This window comes from Microbispora sp. H11081, assembly GCF_012999535.1.
Classification (GTDB): Bacteria; Actinomycetota; Actinomycetes; order Streptosporangiales; family Streptosporangiaceae; genus Microbispora.
Genome location: NZ_JABBWV010000013.1, coordinates 173,569 through 190,191 on the forward strand (window position 1 = coordinate 173,569; position 16,623 = coordinate 190,191).

The following is a 16,623-nucleotide window of genomic DNA, read 5'->3' on the forward strand; positions in this document are numbered from 1 at the left end:
TCATACTCCGGGTAAAGATACGCTTACCCCTGCTTGATGGATTTGATCAGGAGCTGGGCGACGTCGACGACCTCGAGCGACTCCTTGGCCTGACCGGCGTTCTTCTTCTCGTTGATCGCGTCACCGAGCATCACGAGGCAGAACGGGCAGGCGGTGGAGACGGTGTCCGGGTCGGTGGTGAGCGCCTCGTCCACGCGTTCGGTGTTGATGCGCTTTCCGATCCGCTCTTCCATCCACATCCGCGCGCCGCCCGCGCCGCAGCAGAAACCGCGGTCCTTGCAGCGGTGCATCTCCTGGGTCTGGACGCCCGGCACCTTGGCCATGATGTCGCGCGGCTGGGCGTAGACCTTGTTGTGCCGGCCGAGGAAGCACGGGTCGTGGTAGGTGATCTTCTCCTCGATCGGGGTGATCGGGGTGAGCCTGCCCTCCTCGACCAGATGCGCCAGCAGCTGGGTGTGGTGCACCACCTCATAGGTGCCGCCGAGCTGCGGGTACTCGTTGGCCAGGGTGTTGAAGCAGTGCGGGCAGGTGGCCACGATCTTCTTCACGCCCGCGTCGTTGAGCGTCTCGATGTTCTGCTGGGCGAGCATGTTGAACAGGAACTCCATGCCAAGCCGGCGGGCCGGGTCACCCGTGCAGGCCTCCATCGGGCCGAGCACGCCGAACTTCACCCCGGCGATGTGCAGCAACTCCGCGACGGCCTTGGTGGTCTTCTTGGCACGGTCCTCCAGCGCGCCGGCGCAGCCGACCCAGAACAGGTACTCGACGTCCTCGGGCATCTTCTCGTCGATGATCGGGACCTCGAAGTCGAGCTCCTCGATCCACTCGGCCCGCTTCATCTCGGACATGCCCCACGGGTTGCCCTTGTTCTCCAGGTTCTTGAGCATCACGCCCGCCTCGGACGGGAACGACGACTCGATCATCACCTGGTAGCGGCGCATGTCGAGGATGTGGTCGATGTGCTCGATGTCGACCGGGCACTGCTCGACGCACGCGCCACAGTTGGTGCACGACCACAGCACGTCGGGGTGGATGACCCCGTCCTCGCCGACCAGCGGCTTGTCCAGCAGGGCAAGCACGTCCTGGCCGAAGCTCTCCTTCTCCTTCTCCCCGGCCAGCAGGTACGGCGCGACCGCGAAGGCGTGGTCGCGCTGGTCGAGGATGAGCATCTTGGGCGACAGCGGCTTGTCGGTGTTCCACGCCGGGCACTGCGACTGGCAACGGCCGCACTCGGTGCAGGTGTAGAAGTCCAGGAAGCCCTTCCAGCTCGTCTCCTGGATCTTGCCGCGACCGAACACGTCCGTCTCGGGGTCGGCCTCCTCGAAGTCGAGCACCTTGCCGTCGCTGCGCATCGGCTGCGCCGCGCCGAGCCCGTCCGGGCGGCGGGAGAACAACACGTTCATCGGGGCGGTGAAGATGTGCAGGTGCTTGCTGTTCACCACGAAGACCAGGAACACCAGCATGACGCCGATGTGCAGCAGCAGGCCGATCTCCTCCAGCACCTCGCTGGTGGGCAGGATCTTCGCGACCGCCTCCGAGGCGAAGGCCCCCGAGGCGTAGGGGAGGTTGCCGGTGTTGACAGCGGCCCCGCGGAACAGGAACATCGTCCAGATCACATTGAAGATCATGAACAGCGTGAACCACGCGCCGCCCAGGTGCGACCCGGAGAAGCGGGAACCACGGCCCAGCTTCTTGGGCGAGTTCTTGATCCGGATGGCGGTGAACGCGATCAGCCCGAGCAGCGCGGCGACCGCGATGAAGTCCTGCAGGAAGCCCAGCACCGGCCAGGTCCCGATCAGCGGGATGTGGAAGTCCGGCCTACCGGTGATCGCGCCCTGGATGAGCGCGCCGTACGCCTCCAGATAGACCGTGGCCAGGATGAAGAAGGCCCACATCACGAAGAAGTGCGCGGTGCCCGACGGCGTCCACTTCAGCAGCTTGCGCTGACCGAACACCTCGACCAACTGCGCCTTGATCTCCGTGCCGACGTTCTCCCTGGCGTACGCGATGCGCTCGGGAGCCGGCTGGCCGCTCTTCGCGAGCCGGTAGAGGAACAGCACACGACGGCCCGCCAGCGCGAGTGCCGCGGCGGTCGCGACGAGACCTACTATCGCTACCCAGAGCACAGGGCCCTCCCTGTCGAACGTCGGCGGCCGGCGTATGGGCGCGGCGCCTCGGCGGCGGCGGCCGAAACCCGCCCTGTGGACAACGTCCGCGTTTCCCGAATAATACCGACGAGTAACATATCCTGCCTCACGCTCGGCGAGCGGTTCCGGTCACCGCGTAGTTCCCGCCGACGGCATGATAGTAGAACAAAGCTCTACAAGGAGTTACAGGAGGGGTGGGTCCCAACCTATCCGGCCAGGTAGCCCTGCACTACAGGGGCCAGCAGCTCGACGAGTTCCTCGATGTCGGCGGAGGCCATCGGCTCGAAGACGAGGATGTAGCGCGTCATCAGCACTCCGAACATCTGTGCGAACGCCGCCTCCATCCGCAGCGGCGGAACCTCCAGCGTCTCGGCCACCCGGCCGACGACGGCCGTCCTGAAGAACTCCCGCACCATGCCGGCGGCCTGCTCGTTCACCATCGCCGTCCGCACCAGCCCCAGCAGCGGCTCCCTGGCCTCGGCGTCGGCCGTCATGGTCAGGACGAAGCGCACGATGCGCTCGCCGACCTCCTCGCGCGGCCCGGCCAGAACCCGGGGAATCATGGACGAGGGGTCCAACGGCAGCCGTAAGGCCGCGACGAACACCCCCTCCTTGCTGTCGAAGTAGTGGTGGACGAGGGCCGGGTCCACCGCGGCCTCCCGGGCGATGCCGCGGATCGTGGCCTTGTCGAACCCCTTCTCGGCGAAGACCCGCCGCGCCGCGGCCAGGATCTCGCCCCGGGTGTCCGCGGTTCCCGGCCGCCGGCCGGGACGCCGGCCCGGTCGCCGCCCGCCGCCGGAGACCTCCGGCACCTCCGTGGTCACATCGCTCCTCGCCGGCCCTGACGGCCCACCGCGAGATACACGCGCATGGGGACGGTCAGCCGCCCGTCGGGGAAGACCCGGCCGAGCTCGGCGCGTTCCCTGGCGAGCAGTTCGCTCGCCACGCCGTCCTCCATGCTCGCGATGTACGAGTGGGAGCGCAGGTCGGTCAGAAAGTCCTCCAGCGGCACCGACCTGGTCCAGTCGACCCAGGTCTCGGCGACGGAGAGACCCGCGTCGGACATCGCGGCGGCCATCGGCGGCATGCTCCATCCGGGCAGCACCGGCCCGATGTAGCCGGGACACGACTCGGCGAGCCGCACCTGGTTGGCCGCCAGCCAGTCCGCCTTCCCCGGGTCCACGGTGTTCCACCAGCCCGCGACCGCGCCACGGCCGCCGACCACCCGCACGGCCTCGGCCACCGACAGCGCGGAGTCCAGCCAGTGCCACGACTGGGCGTACGTCACCAGGTCGGCCGCGCCCGCGCGCAGAGGCAGGTCGTTCCCGTCGGCCAGCAACGCCGGGCAGTCCGTACGGGCGCGCAGGCGGGCGAGCATGCGCTCACCCCGGTCCACGGCGACGACCCGGGCGCCGCGGTCGAGCAGGCCCCGGGTCGAGATGCCGGTGCCCGCTCCGACGTCGATCACGGTCGCCCCGGCGAGCCGGATCCCCGTCAGGGTCTCCAGCGCCAGGTAGAGGGCCTCCGGGTAGTGCGGCCGCGCCGTGTCGTACTCCTGCGAGACGCGGTCGAAGATCCGGTGGCTGTCGGCGAGCCGTTCGTTCATGATGCCGTCGACGAGGCGGCGAAGTGGAGCCTCGCGAAGGCGAGCGCCTCGGTCAGGTCCTCGATGCGCTCGGAGCGGCTCGTGGCCTTCCTCGTGTTGATCTCCAGGACGATCAGGCCCTGGTATCCGTTGCCGGCCAGGCGCTCCAGGATCGGCGCGCAGGGCTGGGTTCCCCGGCCAGGCACCAGGTGCTCGTCCTTGTTGGTGGTGCCCACGCCGTCGGCCAGATGCAGATGGGCCAGCCTGTCGCCCAGCTTCGTCGCCATCTCCATGGCGTCGGAGCCGGACACCGCGGTGTGGGACAGGTCGAGCGTCACGTCCGGGAAGTCGTAGTCGACGGGGTTCCAGTCCGGCGCGTACGGCACGACCTCGTTGCCCCTGGCCCGCAGCGGGAACATGTTCTCCACCGCGAAGACGACGTCGGTCTCCTCGCGCATCCGCGCCAGGCCCTTCTCGAACTCCCTGGCGTAGTCGCGCTGCCAGCGGAAGGGCGGGTGGACCACGACGGTCTGCGCGCCCAGCCGCTCGGCCGCCTCGCGGGCCCTGCGCAGCTTCATCCACGGGTCGCGGCCCCACACCCGCTGGGTCACCAGCAGACAGGGCGTGTGCACGGCCAGGATCGGTAGCTGGTAGTGGTCACGCAACCGTTCGAGGACCTCGACGTCCTGACTGACCGGGTCCTGTCCCACCATGATCTCTACGCCGTCGTACCCGAGCCTGGCGGCCAGCTCGAAGGCGTCCGGCGTACGCTCCGGGTACACCGACGCCGTCGACAGCGCCACCTTGCCGCTGGGCACGCGGATGTCACTCATGAGGCCAGCCTCCCCTGGCGGCCCCCGGGCACGTTCCAGTCCCGTGGCCGTGGCCGTCCGTTCGCTTCCTGCGCCCGTTCACGGATCCAGCCTAAGCCGCAGCCGCGCCGTGCGCCGCTTCGCCACAATCAACTACCCAAGGTCGCCAACTAATGTGGGCGCCATGGCACGGATCGTGAGCGGGGCGGTACCCAGCCCGAACATCTGGAACACTCCCCAGATCTACGAGCTGGAGAACCTCGCCGTGGGACCCGCGGGCGCGGCCGAGGCGGCGATGCGAGCCGTACGGCCCTTCGACGGCGCGACGGTGGTCGAGATCGGCTGCGGCACGGGCTTCCACCTGCCCGCGCTCGCCGCGTCCGCCGGGCGTGTCGTGGGCGTCGAGCCGCACGCCGGCCTGGCCGCCACGGCCGCCGCCCGCTGCGCGCCGCTGCCCAACGTCGCGGTCCGTACGGGCACCGCCCAGGCGCTGCCCCTGCCCGACGCGTCGGCCGACGTCGCGATCGCGCGCTGGGCGTACTTCTTCGGGCCCGGCTGCGAGCCGGGGCTGCGCGAGCTGGGGCGGGTGCTGCGCCGGGGCGGCGCGGCCTTCGTGGTGGACGTGGACGCCGCGCGCGGCGACTTCGGCCGCTGGTTCCGGCGGTCGCTGCCGTCGTACTCCCCTGACGCCGTCGAGCGCTTCTGGTCGGGCCAGGGCTGGCGGCGCGAGGAGCTCGACCTGCGGATGACGTTCGGCTCCAGGGCCGACCTCGAGGCGGTGCTGCGCATCGAGTTCACCCCCGAGGTGGCCGGCGAGGCGCTGCGGGAGATCGACGGCCTGGAGATCGCCTACCCCAACGTCCTGCGCTGGCGGGAATTCTGAGCCCCACGCTTGACCTTGTCGCTGGCGTCAAGCTTTACCGTCGTGTCCCGTACGAGGGGCCGAGGAGGGGCCGATGCGGATCGGCGAACTGGCCCGGCGCACTGGAGTCAGCACCCGGGCGCTGCGCCACTACGAGCAGCGCGGGCTTATCACGTCGCGCCGCTCGGCGAACGGATATCGCGAGTACGACGAGTCGGACGTCCGGATCGTCACCGAGATCCGGAGCCTGATGTCGGTGGGTTTCACGCTGGACGACGCGCGCCCCTTCGTGGACTGCCTGCGGTCGGGCCGGTCGTCCGGGGGCTCCTGTCCCGAGTCGGTCGAGGTCTACCGGCGCAAGCTGGCCGAGATCGACGACCGGATCCGCGACCTGCTGGCCCTCCGGTCGGAGGTCGCCGTCCAGTTCGCCGAGGCGTGCCCCGGGTGCCCGCTGACACGACGAGGAGAGTCATGATCACGCTGACCACGGAGAACTTCGACGAGCTGGTGCTGCGCGGCGACAGGCCGGTGCTGGTGGACTTCTGGACCGACTGGTGCCCGCCCTGCAAGATGATCGCCCCGATTCTCGAGGAGATCGCCGCCGAGTACGGCGACAGGCTCACGGTCGCCAAGCTCAACGCCGACGAGCACCCGGAGATCGCGCAGCGCTACCACGTCATGGGCTTCCCCACGCTCAACCTCTATCGCGACGGCGAGGTGGTCACGCAGATCAGGGGCGCCAAGCCGAAGCGCCTGCTGCTCGCCGACCTCGCCGAGTTCATCTAGCCGAGATCGCTGTGCCGATAGGCGCTTATATAAGCGTTGACTTTTATAAGCGGCTATCGGCATAGTGAGGGCCGTGCACGCATTCGACGCGCTGGGGGATCCGGTGCGACGCCGGATCCTGGAGCTGCTCTCGCAGGGCGAGCAGACATCGGGAGCGCTGACCGCGGTCGTCCGCGCCGAGTTCGGGATCTCACAGCCGGCCGTCTCCCAGCACCTGCGGGTGCTGCGCGAGTCCGGGCTCACGTCCGTACGGGCCGAGGGCACGCGGCGGCTGTACGCGGTGGACCCCGCGCCCCTGCGGGAGGTCGACGCCTGGCTTGAGCGGTTCCGCGGCTTCTGGGAGCAGCGCCTCGACGCGCTCGGGACCGAGCTGGCGCGGGGCAAACGGGAGCGGCGGCTCAGCGGCGGGGATGCCCATCGCACAGCCCATCACACAGCCCACGACACTGCCCACGACGGGCGGACCGACGAGGAAGAGCGGCCATGAGCGACTTCACCGACCTGATCAACCAAGCCCATCGCACCGTGGGCAGGCGCGACCTGGCGGAGGGCGAGGCCCGCACGGTGCTGCTGCGGCGCACCTACGACGCCGGCATCGAGGACGTGTGGGACGCCTGCACCGATCCCGACCGGATCGGCCGCTGGTTCCTGCCGGTGAGCGGCGAGCTCAAGCTCGGCGGGCACTACCAGCTCCAGGGCAACGCGGGCGGGGAGATCCTGGCCTGCGAGCCGCCGCGGCTGCTGCGGGTGAGCTGGCTGTTCGGCGAGAACCCCGGCTTCAGCGAGGTCGAGGTGAGGCTGAGCGCGGAGGGCGACGGGCGCACCGCGTTCGAGCTCGAACACGTCGCCGTGGTGCCGCCGGAGTTCTGGGACCAGTTCGGCCCCGGGGCCACGGGCGTCGGCTGGGACCTGGCGCTGCTCGGGCTCGGGCTCCACCTGCGCGGCGAGTCGATCGACGACCCCTCGGCCTGGGAAGCGTCGGAGGAGGCGCGGGAGCTCATGCGGCTCAGCAGCGACCTGTGGGGCGAGGCGTACCGCGCCTCGGGCGCGCCGGACGACGTGGTCGCCGCCGCGGTCGCTGGCACCACCGCCTTCTACGCGCCTGAGATGCCGGAGAAGCCGGAGAACTAGATTCGGAGTGTCGGGGGCGGCCGGTAACCTCCGGGCGTGAGCAAGTCAGCGAAACCGGCGTACCGGTGCGGCGAATGCGGCTGGACCACGGTCAAGTGGGTCGGCAGGTGCGGGGAGTGCCAGGCGTGGGGCACGGTCGAGGAGGCCGGCGCGCGGCAGGGCGTCCACGTCGTCAAGCCGGGCGCGGTCTCCGCCCCCGCCGTCCCCATCGGCCAGGTGAAGGCCGAGCTCGTCAGCGCGCGGACGACCGGGGTGCCCGAGCTCGACCGGGTGCTCGGCGGCGGCCTCGTCCCCGGCGCGGTCGTGCTCCTCGCGGGAGAGCCCGGCATCGGGAAGTCGACGCTGCTCCTGGAGGCCGCCGCCCGCACCGCCCAGGGCGAGACCGTCCTGTACGTGACCGGCGAGGAGTCGGCGGCCCAGGTGCGCATGCGGGCCGACCGCATCGGCGCGATCGAGGACAGGCTCTATCTGGCCGCGGAGACCGACCTGTCGGCCCTGGTGGCCCACGTCGACAAGGTGCAGCCGACCCTGCTCATCGTCGACTCGGTGCAGACGATCAGCTCGGCCGAGGCGACCGGGGTGCCCGGCGGCGTGACCCAGGTCAGGGACGTCGCGGGCAACCTGGTGCGCCTCGCCAAGGAACGGGGCATGTCCACGGTGCTCGTGGGCCACGTGACCAAGGACGGCACGATCGCCGGGCCCCGGGTGCTGGAGCACCTGGTCGACGTCGTGCTCCACTTCGAGGGCGACCGCAACTCGCGGCTGCGCCTGGTGCGCGCGGTGAAGAACCGGTTCGGCCCGATCGACGAGGTGGGCTGCTTCGACCTGCACGAGCGCGGCATCACCGGGATCACCGACCCGAGCGGCCTGTTCGTCTCCCGTCATCCCGAGCCGGTGCCCGGCACCTGCGTCACCGTGACCATCGAGGGCACCCGGCCGATTCCCGCGGAGTTGCAGGCCCTGGTCGGCCCGACCGAGGCTCCCCAGCCCCGCCGCACCTCCTCCGGCCTCGACTCCTACCGGGTGGCGATGGTGCTCGCCGTCATGGAGCGGCGGCTCAACGCCAAGATCGGCAAGTGTGACGTCTTTACGGCGACCGTGGGAGGGATCCGCCTGACCGACCCCGCCGTGGACCTGGCGCTGATGCTGTCGGTCGTGAGCGCGGCCGGCGACCAGGCGCTGCCCCCCGGGCTCGTCGCGCTCGGCGAGGTCGGCCTGGCGGGCGAGCTGCGTCCCGTGCGCGAGGTGCGGCGGCGGCTGGCCGAGGCGGCCAGGCTCGGCTTCACCAGGGCGCTGGTGCCCTCCGGCTCCCTCGACGAGGACGGCAACCGCCTGGAGGAGTCGGCGAGCCGGGGCCGTCTGGTGGCGCTGCGCTCACCGGCCGGCCGTACGACGCCGTTCGCGCCGGGCTTCGAGGTCACGGAGGTGGAGAACGTGTGGGACGCGCTCAACCTCATGCGCCGGGCGACGTAGTCGGGCACGACACCGATGGGCACGGCGTGACGCGGGTAAACTCGGTGCCTGCCCCGTCGGCGTGGTCTCGCCCCCGCGCCAGGAGGGGCTTCCACAGGGCCGTCCGCGGAGCGCACCGCGGGTCTCGCCACGACAAGGGATCGGTAGGACGACGATCTGACGGACACGACCGGGCGAGCCCACTGGGGTGCATGTGCTGGACAACGACAAGGCGATCGACGACCGCAGAAGGGCCGTGCTCGCCTCGGTCGCCCCCGGGACCGCGCTGCGTGACGGCCTGGAGCGCGTCCTGCGCGGCCACACCGGAGGCCTGATCGTGCTCGGGCACGACCGCACGGTCGAGGACATCTGCACCGGCGGCTTCACGCTCGACGTCGAGTTCTCCGCGACCCGCCTGCGCGAGCTGGCCAAGATGGACGGCGCGATCGTGCTCGACACGGCACACCTCAGGATCGTGCGGGCCGCCGTGCACCTCGTGCCCGACCCCGCCATCCCCACCGACGAGTCGGGCACCCGGCACCGTACGGCGCAGCGGGTGGCCAAGCAGACCTCGCTCCCGGTCATCGCGATCAGCAAGTCGATGCGGATCATCGCGCTCTACCTCGACGGCATCCGCTACGTGCTGGAGGAGTCGGCCGCGATCCTGTCCAAGGCCAACCAGGCCCTGGCGACGCTCGAACGCTACAAGAAGCGGCTCGACGAGGTCTCCGGCAACCTCTCCGCCCTGGAGATCGAGGACCTCGTCACGGTCCGCGACGTGGCCGTCGTCGTGCAGCGCCTGGAGATGGTCCGCCGCATCGCCCGGGAGATCGAGGGATACGTCGTCGAGCTCGGCACCGACGGGCGGCTGCTGTCCCTCCAGCTCGACGAGCTGTTCGCGGGCGTGGAGACCGACCGCGTGCAGATCATCCGCGACTACGCGCCCGGCTCGCCCGACGACCGGATGTGCGGTGACGCCGACGCCATGCGGAAGCTGGACGAGCTGTCGTCAGGCGACCTGCTGGACCTGTCGAAGGTGGCCCACATCCTCGGCCACCACGGCGGCGACGCGCTCGACACGCAGGTCAGCCCGCGCGGCTTCCGGCTGCTCACCAAGGTCCCCCGCCTGCCGGGGACGATCGTCGACCGGCTGGTGAGCCACTTCGGCGGCCTGCAGAAGCTGCTCGCGGCCAGCACCGACGACCTCCAGGCCGTCGGCGGCGTGGGCGAGACCAGGGCGCGCAGCGTCCGCGAGGGCCTGTCCAGGCTCGCCGAGTCGTCAATCCTGGAGCGTTATCTCTGACGAGGACGCGCCCGGTTCAGCGCAGGTGGAAGACGATCTTCGGGCTCTTCAGCCGGCCCGCGTGCGCCGTCGCGACGTACGTCCCCGGGTCCGCGGGCGACCGCTTGCCCGCGCACGTGCTCCCCGAACGGCGGCGATCCCATCGGATGTTCTGCACATAGGGGATGCCGCGCTCCAGCAACTGCCTGTCCACGCCGTCACCCGCCACACAGTCGGCCGTCGACCACATGCGCTCGCCGCCCGACAGCACCCGCATCTCCAGCGTGCGCGGCCCGACGTCCACGGTGCACTCGACCTTGCCCGTGCTCACGATCGTCAGCAGGAAGCTCGGCGTGACGTCCTTGCCGTACACGTCCTGGCCGGTCTGCAGCGCGAGGACGAGGTCTCTCTCGTCGCACGGGTCGCCGGGGCGTCGTGGCTTGCCGGGCGAGGGCGAGGCGCTCGCGGAGGCGGACGGCGACGGACGCCCCGGCGCCGCGGCGGAGGCGGCGGCGGGCGTCTTCGGCGCCAGGCCGGCGGGCAGCGAGACGACCAGCCGGTCGGACGGGGTCGTCTTGACGGCCGCCGCCGTCTCGTCCGACCGGCCGGAGGCGCTGCTGCACGCCCATGCAACGACCGCCACCACGACGAGCATCCCGGTGAGCACCGACACCCGGCGGCGCCAGTAGACGTCCGCGCCCTCGACACCCACGTCACCACGGAATGTGTCCGGATCCATACGCACAGTATGGAGAGAAGTGGCTGGTCAAAGGGAACGCCTCGCTGAACCTTGCCCCTTCCGAGGCCGCAGCCTCGACGGACCTTTGCGTAACCGGGCCGCCCGGTACAGTCGGTGCGTGTCCGCCTCACTGCGTGAACCGATCCTCGACTGGTACGCCGAGCACAACCGCGACCTGCCCTGGCGGCGGCCCGGCGCGACCCCGTGGGGCATCCTGGTGAGCGAGATCATGCTCCAGCAGACCCCCGTCGCCCGGGTGCTGCCGATCTGGACCGAGTGGATGGAGCGCTGGCCCACCCCCGAGGCGCTCGCGAAGGAGTCCCCCGGCGAGGCCGTACGCCACTGGGGGCGGCTCGGCTACCCGCGCAGGGCGCTCAACCTCCACGCGTGCGCCCGTGCCATCACGGCCGGCCACGACGGCCGGGTGCCGGCGACGTACGACGAACTGCGGGCGCTGCCGGGGATCGGCGACTACACGGCGGCGGCCGTCGCCAGCTTCGCGTACGGCGGCAGCCACGCGGTGCTGGACACGAACGTGCGGCGGGTGCTGGCCAGGGCGGTGCGCGGCGAGGAGTACCCGCCGAAGACGCCGACGGCGGCCGAGCGCCGGCTCGCGGAGTCTCTCGTTCCCCCGGTGGGCGCACCCCGCTGGGCCGTGGCCGTGATGGAACTGGGCGCGCTGGTCTGCACGGCCAGGGCGCCCCGCTGCGAGCGCTGCCCGGTCACCGCGCAGTGCGCCTGGCGGCTTGCCGGGCGTCCGGCCCACGACGGCCCCGCGCGGCAGGGCCAGACGTACGCGGGGACCGACAGGCAGTGCCGCGGACGCCTGCTCGCCGTGCTCCGCGAGGCGCACGGGCCCGTCCCCAAGGAGGCGCTGGACGCCGTCTGGGCCGACCACGCGCAGCGTGAGCGCGCCCTGGACGGCCTCCTCGACGACGGCCTCGCCGAGGTCCTCCCCGACGGCACCTACCAGTTGCCCTCCTGACCCCGGCCGCCCGGGAGGCAGAGCCGGGCGTCCCGCACAGTGCTCCGCGAGAGGCCGGCGGGAATGCGGATGCCCGGCCGGACAGTGCTTGTGTGTGGACATGTCACTGCGCGCCCGGATACGTGACGGGGATGCCGAGGCGTTCGAGGCGCTCTTCGAGGAGATGGAACGGCCGGTGTTCAGCCACGCCTTCCGATTGACCGGGGACTGGTCGGCCGCCGAGGACGTGCTGTCGCTGACCTTTCTCGAGGCGTGGCGGCTGCGGCATCGGATCGACGCCGACGGTGGGTCCCTGCGGCCATGGGTGCTCGGGATCGCGACCAACGTGGCGCGGAACCTGCGCCGGGCGGCGAGGCGGTACGACGACGCGCTGGCCAGGATGCCGAGAGGCCACCCCGTCCCCGACTTCAGTGACGAGATCGTCGGCCGTATCGACGCCGCCGAGCGGTTGGCCGCTATCCGGCAGGCGTTCGGCTCGCTGCGCCGCCATGAGCAGGAGGTGTTCGCGCTCTGCGTGTGGTCGGGGCTCGACCACGCCGAGGCGGCTCAGGCGCTGGGCGTCGCGGTCGGGACCGTCAGGTCCCGCCTGTCCAGGGCGCGCAGGAAGCTGGAGAAACTCGCCGCGGAACGGCAACGGGCCTCCGGATGGCGACAGGTAAAGGGTGACCACGACAGCGTGGTCCGGTCCGTAAGGGAGGAAAGCCGATGAACAAGGGCGAGCGCGAGGCGCTGGCCGGGTTGCTGCCGTTCGAGGCGGAACCACGTCTCCCGAACGACCGGCGTCGCCTGCTCAAGGAGTTCGTCATGTCGGAAATCCGCACGTCGGCCGGGCGCCCCCGGCGGCGTCCGCTGCGCCCCGCCCTCCTCGCCTCCGCGCTGGCCCTGGGGGCCGCGGCGGCTGTGGGCGTCCCGGCGTTTCTCGGCGGCGGGACACCCGCGTACGCCGTGTCGAGGAACGCCGACGGGACGCTCACGATCACGATCGATCAGGCGAAGGACCCCAAGCCGCTGGAGGCCACGCTCCGCGGCATGGGGGTGAACGCGGTCGTCGACTACATCCCCATGGGGAAGCGATGCTCGCCTCAACCCCGCAGCACGAGCTTCCTGTCCCGGCAGGAGGCGCAGCACCCCGCCGACGGCAGGCCGTTCCTGATCTGGCCGCCAGGCACCGACGAACCGGCATTCCGCATCGACCCGGCCGCGGTCAAGCCCGGGCAGACGGCGGTGCTGGAGTTCAGCGTCTCCGGCGACCTGCAGGCCGCCGGCGTCTGGGCGAACATCTCCCGTGGGCCCGTCGCGCCCTGCACGCTCGTGGACAGCGACGAGGCGCCGCTCGGCCCCCCATCCGGCTGGGACGACTGACCGCCCTGGCGGGCGCCGGGGCGGTCAGTCGAAGGCGGCCTACCCGGCGCCCGTCAGGCGGCGAGCTTGAGGCCGAGCGCGGTGAGGTTGCGACGGGTCCAGTCGAGCTCGTCGGCGAGCTTCGCCACGAGGGCGGCGGGCCCCTTCGCCGTAGGAGCGGTCCCGTGGTGGGCCTCCACCTCGATGTGCGCGGTGCCGGTCACCGCCCCGGACAGGATCGCGGCGAGCGTGCCGGCGATCACCGGCTGCGTGCTGGGGATCTCCTGACCATGGTCGTGCACGTGGTTGAGCTTGACCACGGGAGCCCCGGCGAGCGCCAGCCCGCGCAGCGCGGCGTCGGACTCCTCGGCCCCGCCGGACAGGTTGCAGGCGTCGAGGCAGACGCCGAGGTGATCGGAGTCGATGTCGCAGACCCGCTCCAGCGCCTGCTCCGTGGTCTCCAGGACGCAGCCGGGCCAAGGCTCGAAGCCGACCCTGATCGTCTTTCCCGTGACGCTGTAGAGGCCGCGAAGCTCGCGCGACAGCCGTTCGAGCCGGCGGGAGGCGATGGAGTGCAGGTCGGCGGGCCAGTCGCGGCGCCAGCCGATCGGTATCGTGGAGATGCCGCCCGACTGCACGTCGTCGGGCAGCAGGAACGCGAGGATCCTCGCCAGCGCCATGGTGTAGCGGTAGCGCTCGGGCTTGGCCCAGTCGGGCCCGGGGACCTCCTGGTTGCGTCCGCCGGTGCCGTTGAGGCTGACGCACTCCAGGCCGCGCTCCTCCAGCGACCGCCGCAGCCGTACGAGCTCGATGCGATCGGCGATGAGATGGTCCGCCACGGCGGGCGCGAGCCACAGACCGATGCCCAGCCGTTCGACGCCCAGCTTCTTGCGCACCGGCACGGCGTAACGCGTGAGGTGGGCGATGAGGTTCTCCAGATCCTCCGCGGGGTGTACGCCCGCGTTGTAGGCCAGGTGAACCAGCGTCCCGTCGTCGTGCAACAGGCGCATCAGCTGCCTCCAAGGCTTGTGCACTTCCGGACCGCCATCTCGCCCGCAGGGGGCGTGTCCCGACCGCACGGGACTCCGGTCCTCCTACCACCGGGGCCTCGCCCCGGGTGGACCGAGCTTCCCCCGTGCGCCCGGTCCGCCGCGTCCGCCCCGCAGCGGATTGTCCGGTACGCCGCGGGGATGACATGGCTGTCCGCACGCGTTCGCGGCATGCCGGAACGCCACCGACTCTACACATTGTAGTACTACGTCTGGTGGTGGGATGCCGGGTATCGCCCGCCGGGACCCGCGGCGATCGCGGACGGTGCCCGGGAAACGACTGAGGGGCGCCCCTCGCGGGAGCGCCCCTCAGGCGGAACGGGTTCTTCGCGGAGCGATCAGTGCTGGACCGACTCCACGATCGAGGCCGCCGAGTCCGGGACCGACGGGCTCTTCGCCTCGCCGACGAAGGTGAACTTCGCGGCGTCGCCTTCGCCCTCGATGTCGATCTTGACGACCTGGCCGGGCCGCAGCTCGCCGTAGAGGATCTTCTCCGACAGCGTGTCCTCCAGCTCCCGCTGGATCGTGCGGCGCAGCGGTCGGGCGCCCATCACCGGGTCGTACCCGCGGTCGGCCAGCACCTGCTTGGCGGCAGGGGTCAGCTCCAGGCCCATGTCGCGGTCCTTGAGACGCTCGGCCACCTGGGCGAGCATCAGGTCCACGATCTGGATGATCTCCTTGGGCGTGAGCTGGTGGAAGACCACGATGTCGTCGACGCGGTTGAGGAATTCGGGCCGGAAGTGCTGCTTGAGCTCCTCCTGCACCTTGCCCTTCATCCGGTCGTAGTTCGACTCGGTGTCGTTGGCGCGGGCGAACCCGACCCCGATGCCCTTGGAGATGTCGCGGGTGCCGAGGTTGGTCGTCATGATGATGACGGTGTTCTTGAAGTCCACCACCCGGCCCTGCGCGTCGGTCAGCCGGCCGTCCTCCAGAATCTGCAACAGCGAGTTGAAGATGTCCGGGTGGGCCTTCTCGATCTCGTCGAACAGCACCACCGAGAACGGCTTGCGCCGCACCTTCTCGGTCAGCTGACCACCCTCCTCATACCCGACATAACCGGGCGGAGAGCCGAACAACCGCGAGACGGTGTGCTTCTCCATGAACTCCGACATGTCCAGCATGATCAGCGCGTCCTCGTCCCCGAACAGGAACTCCGCCAGCGCCTTGGACAACTCGGTCTTCCCCACACCCGACGGGCCCGCGAAGATGAACGACCCACCCGGCCTTCTCGGGTCCTTCAACCCCGCACGAGTCCGCCGGATCGACCGCGACAACCCCTTGATCGCATCATCCTGACCGATGATCCGCTTGTGCAGCTCATCTTCCATCCGCAGCAGCCGCTGCGACTCCTCCTCGGTCAGCTTGAACACCGGGATACCCGTGGCGGTGGCCAGAACCTCAGCGATCAGCTCCTCGGTCACCTCGGCCACGACATCCATGTCGCCGGCCTTCCACTCCTTCTCCCGCCGCTCCCGCTTCAGCTGCAGCTGCTTTTCCTGATCCCGCAACGCCGCGGCCTTCTCGAAGTCCTGCGCATCGATCGCCGACTCCTTCTCCCGCCGCACATTCGCGATCTTCTCGTCGTACTCCCGCAGATCCGGCGGCGCCGTCATCCGCCGGATCCGCATCCGCGACCCCGCCTCATCGATCAGATCGATCGCCTTGTCCGGCAGGAACCGGTCACTGATATACCGGTCGGCCAGCGTCGCCGCCGCCACCAGCGCCCCATCGGTGATCGACACCCGATGATGCGCCTCGTACCGATCCCGCAGCCCCTTCAAAATCTCGATCGTGTGCGACAACGACGGCTCGGCCACCTGAATCGGCTGGAACCGCCGCTCCAACGCCGCGTCCTTCTCCAGATGCTTGCGATACTCATCCAGCGTCGTCGCGCCGATCGTCTGCAGCTCACCACGGGCCAGCATCGGCTTCAAAATGCTCGCCGCGTCGATCGCGCCCTCGGCCGCGCCCGCACCGACCAGCGTGTGCAGCTCGTCGATGAACAAGATGATGTCGCCCCGGGTGCGGATCTCCTTGAGCACCTTCTTCAGCCGCTCTTCGAAATCACCCCGATACCGCGACCCGGCGACCAGCGCACCCAGGTCCAGGGTGTACAGCTGCTTGTCCTTCAGCGTCTCGGGCACCTCACCCTTGACGATCTTCTGCGACAGCCCCTCCACCACCGCGGTCTTGCCCACACCGGGCTCGCCCACCAGCACCGGGTTGTTCTTCGTCCGGCGCGACAACACCTGCATGACCCGCTCGATCTCCTTGTCCCGGCCGATCACCGGGTCGAGCTTGCCCTCACGCGCCGCCTGGGTCAGGTTCCGCCCGAACTGGTCCAGCACCAGCGACGTCGACGGCGCCGACTCCTGCGGGCCCCCCGCCGCCGCCGGCTCCTTACCCTGATACCCGTGCAGCAACTGGATCACCTGCTGCCGCACCCGGTTCA

The 16,623-nt window shown here is 70.5% G+C and carries 17 protein-coding genes; 10 read left to right on the forward strand and 7 right to left on the reverse strand.

Annotated elements, in window-relative coordinates; genetic code table 11:
• Positions 1-23: 23 nt before the first annotated feature.
• The 4 genes from HHX31_RS26920 to HHX31_RS26935 all read right to left on the reverse strand — a co-directional run bounded on the left by HHX31_RS26920 (position 24) and on the right by HHX31_RS26935 (position 4,565).
• Positions 24-2,126 carry a (Fe-S)-binding protein gene (locus HHX31_RS26920; RefSeq protein ID WP_169951381.1) on the reverse strand — a complete coding sequence of 701 codons (2,103 nt, stop codon included), beginning with the start codon at positions 2,124-2,126 and terminating at the stop codon, positions 24-26.
• 227 nt (positions 2,127-2,353) lie between these two features.
• Positions 2,354-2,971 carry a TetR family transcriptional regulator gene (locus tag HHX31_RS26925; RefSeq protein ID WP_311932256.1) on the reverse strand — a complete coding sequence of 206 codons (618 nt, stop codon included), beginning with the start codon at positions 2,969-2,971 and terminating at the stop codon, positions 2,354-2,356.
• The gene (locus HHX31_RS26930; protein WP_169951383.1) at positions 2,968-3,753 is read right to left on the reverse strand and encodes a class I SAM-dependent methyltransferase; all 786 of its coding nucleotides are present in this window, start codon (positions 3,751-3,753) and stop codon (positions 2,968-2,970) included. Before HHX31_RS26930 ends, HHX31_RS26925 begins: the two co-directional genes overlap by 4 nt.
• The gene (locus tag HHX31_RS26935) at positions 3,750-4,565 is read right to left on the reverse strand and encodes a sugar phosphate isomerase/epimerase (RefSeq protein ID WP_169951385.1); all 816 of its coding nucleotides are present in this window, start codon (positions 4,563-4,565) and stop codon (positions 3,750-3,752) included. The genes HHX31_RS26930 and HHX31_RS26935 overlap by 4 nt, the downstream gene beginning before the upstream one ends.
• Before the next feature lie 163 nt (positions 4,566-4,728).
• On the opposite strand from HHX31_RS26935, the gene HHX31_RS26940 reads away from it, so the two are divergent.
• The 7 genes from HHX31_RS26940 to disA all read left to right on the forward strand — a co-directional run bounded on the left by HHX31_RS26940 (position 4,729) and on the right by disA (position 10,078).
• Positions 4,729-5,427, forward strand: a complete 699-nt coding sequence (locus tag HHX31_RS26940) for a class I SAM-dependent methyltransferase (protein WP_169951387.1) — start codon at positions 4,729-4,731, stop codon at positions 5,425-5,427.
• A gap of 73 nt (positions 5,428-5,500) precedes the next feature.
• Complete coding sequence (locus HHX31_RS26945) at positions 5,501-5,881, forward strand: MerR family transcriptional regulator (RefSeq protein WP_169951389.1); 381 nt, start codon at positions 5,501-5,503, stop codon at positions 5,879-5,881.
• Positions 5,878-6,192, forward strand: coding sequence for a thioredoxin (trxA, locus tag HHX31_RS26950; protein ID WP_169951390.1), 315 nt, complete (start codon positions 5,878-5,880; stop codon positions 6,190-6,192). The genes HHX31_RS26945 and trxA overlap by 4 nt, the downstream gene beginning before the upstream one ends.
• Before the next feature lie 73 nt (positions 6,193-6,265).
• Positions 6,266-6,679 carry a helix-turn-helix transcriptional regulator gene (locus HHX31_RS26955; protein WP_169951392.1) on the forward strand — a complete coding sequence of 138 codons (414 nt, stop codon included), beginning with the start codon at positions 6,266-6,268 and terminating at the stop codon, positions 6,677-6,679.
• Positions 6,676-7,323, forward strand: a complete 648-nt coding sequence (locus HHX31_RS26960; protein WP_169951394.1) for an SRPBCC family protein — start codon at positions 6,676-6,678, stop codon at positions 7,321-7,323. The genes HHX31_RS26955 and HHX31_RS26960 overlap by 4 nt, the downstream gene beginning before the upstream one ends.
• Positions 7,324-7,359: 36 nt before the next feature.
• A complete protein-coding gene (gene radA, locus HHX31_RS26965; protein ID WP_169951395.1) occupies positions 7,360-8,796 on the forward strand; it encodes a DNA repair protein RadA in 1,437 nt (478 codons plus the stop codon).
• 193 nt (positions 8,797-8,989) lie between these two features.
• Positions 8,990-10,078: a DNA integrity scanning diadenylate cyclase DisA gene (gene disA / locus HHX31_RS26970; protein ID WP_311932257.1), complete on the forward strand. Its 1,089-nt coding sequence runs from the start codon at positions 8,990-8,992 to the stop codon at positions 10,076-10,078.
• 16 nt (positions 10,079-10,094) lie between these two features.
• On the opposite strand, the gene HHX31_RS26975 is transcribed toward disA, so the two are convergent.
• The gene (locus tag HHX31_RS26975; RefSeq protein ID WP_169951397.1) at positions 10,095-10,796 is read right to left on the reverse strand and encodes a hypothetical protein; all 702 of its coding nucleotides are present in this window, start codon (positions 10,794-10,796) and stop codon (positions 10,095-10,097) included.
• A 118-nt stretch (positions 10,797-10,914) separates the two neighbouring features.
• On the opposite strand from HHX31_RS26975, the gene HHX31_RS26980 reads away from it, so the two are divergent.
• The 3 genes from HHX31_RS26980 (at position 10,915) to HHX31_RS26990 (ending at position 13,143) form a co-directional block, all read left to right on the forward strand.
• Complete coding sequence (locus HHX31_RS26980) at positions 10,915-11,781, forward strand: A/G-specific adenine glycosylase (RefSeq protein ID WP_169951399.1); 867 nt, start codon at positions 10,915-10,917, stop codon at positions 11,779-11,781.
• 100 nt (positions 11,782-11,881) lie between these two features.
• On the forward strand, positions 11,882-12,490 hold the full coding sequence (locus HHX31_RS26985; protein ID WP_169951400.1) for an RNA polymerase sigma factor: 609 nt from the start codon (positions 11,882-11,884) through the stop codon (positions 12,488-12,490).
• Positions 12,487-13,143 (forward strand): hypothetical protein, encoded by a 657-nt coding sequence (locus tag HHX31_RS26990; protein ID WP_169951402.1) that lies wholly within the window; start codon positions 12,487-12,489, stop codon positions 13,141-13,143. Before HHX31_RS26985 ends, HHX31_RS26990 begins: the two co-directional genes overlap by 4 nt.
• Before the next feature lie 53 nt (positions 13,144-13,196).
• On the opposite strand, the gene HHX31_RS26995 is transcribed toward HHX31_RS26990, so the two are convergent.
• Both HHX31_RS26995 and HHX31_RS27000 read right to left on the reverse strand, forming a co-directional pair.
• Positions 13,197-14,132 carry a TIM barrel protein gene (locus HHX31_RS26995; RefSeq protein ID WP_169951404.1) on the reverse strand — a complete coding sequence of 312 codons (936 nt, stop codon included), beginning with the start codon at positions 14,130-14,132 and terminating at the stop codon, positions 13,197-13,199.
• 377 nt (positions 14,133-14,509) lie between these two features.
• The coding region (locus HHX31_RS27000) for an ATP-dependent Clp protease ATP-binding subunit (protein ID WP_169951406.1) at positions 14,510-16,623 on the reverse strand (2,114 nt) is incomplete at its 5' end.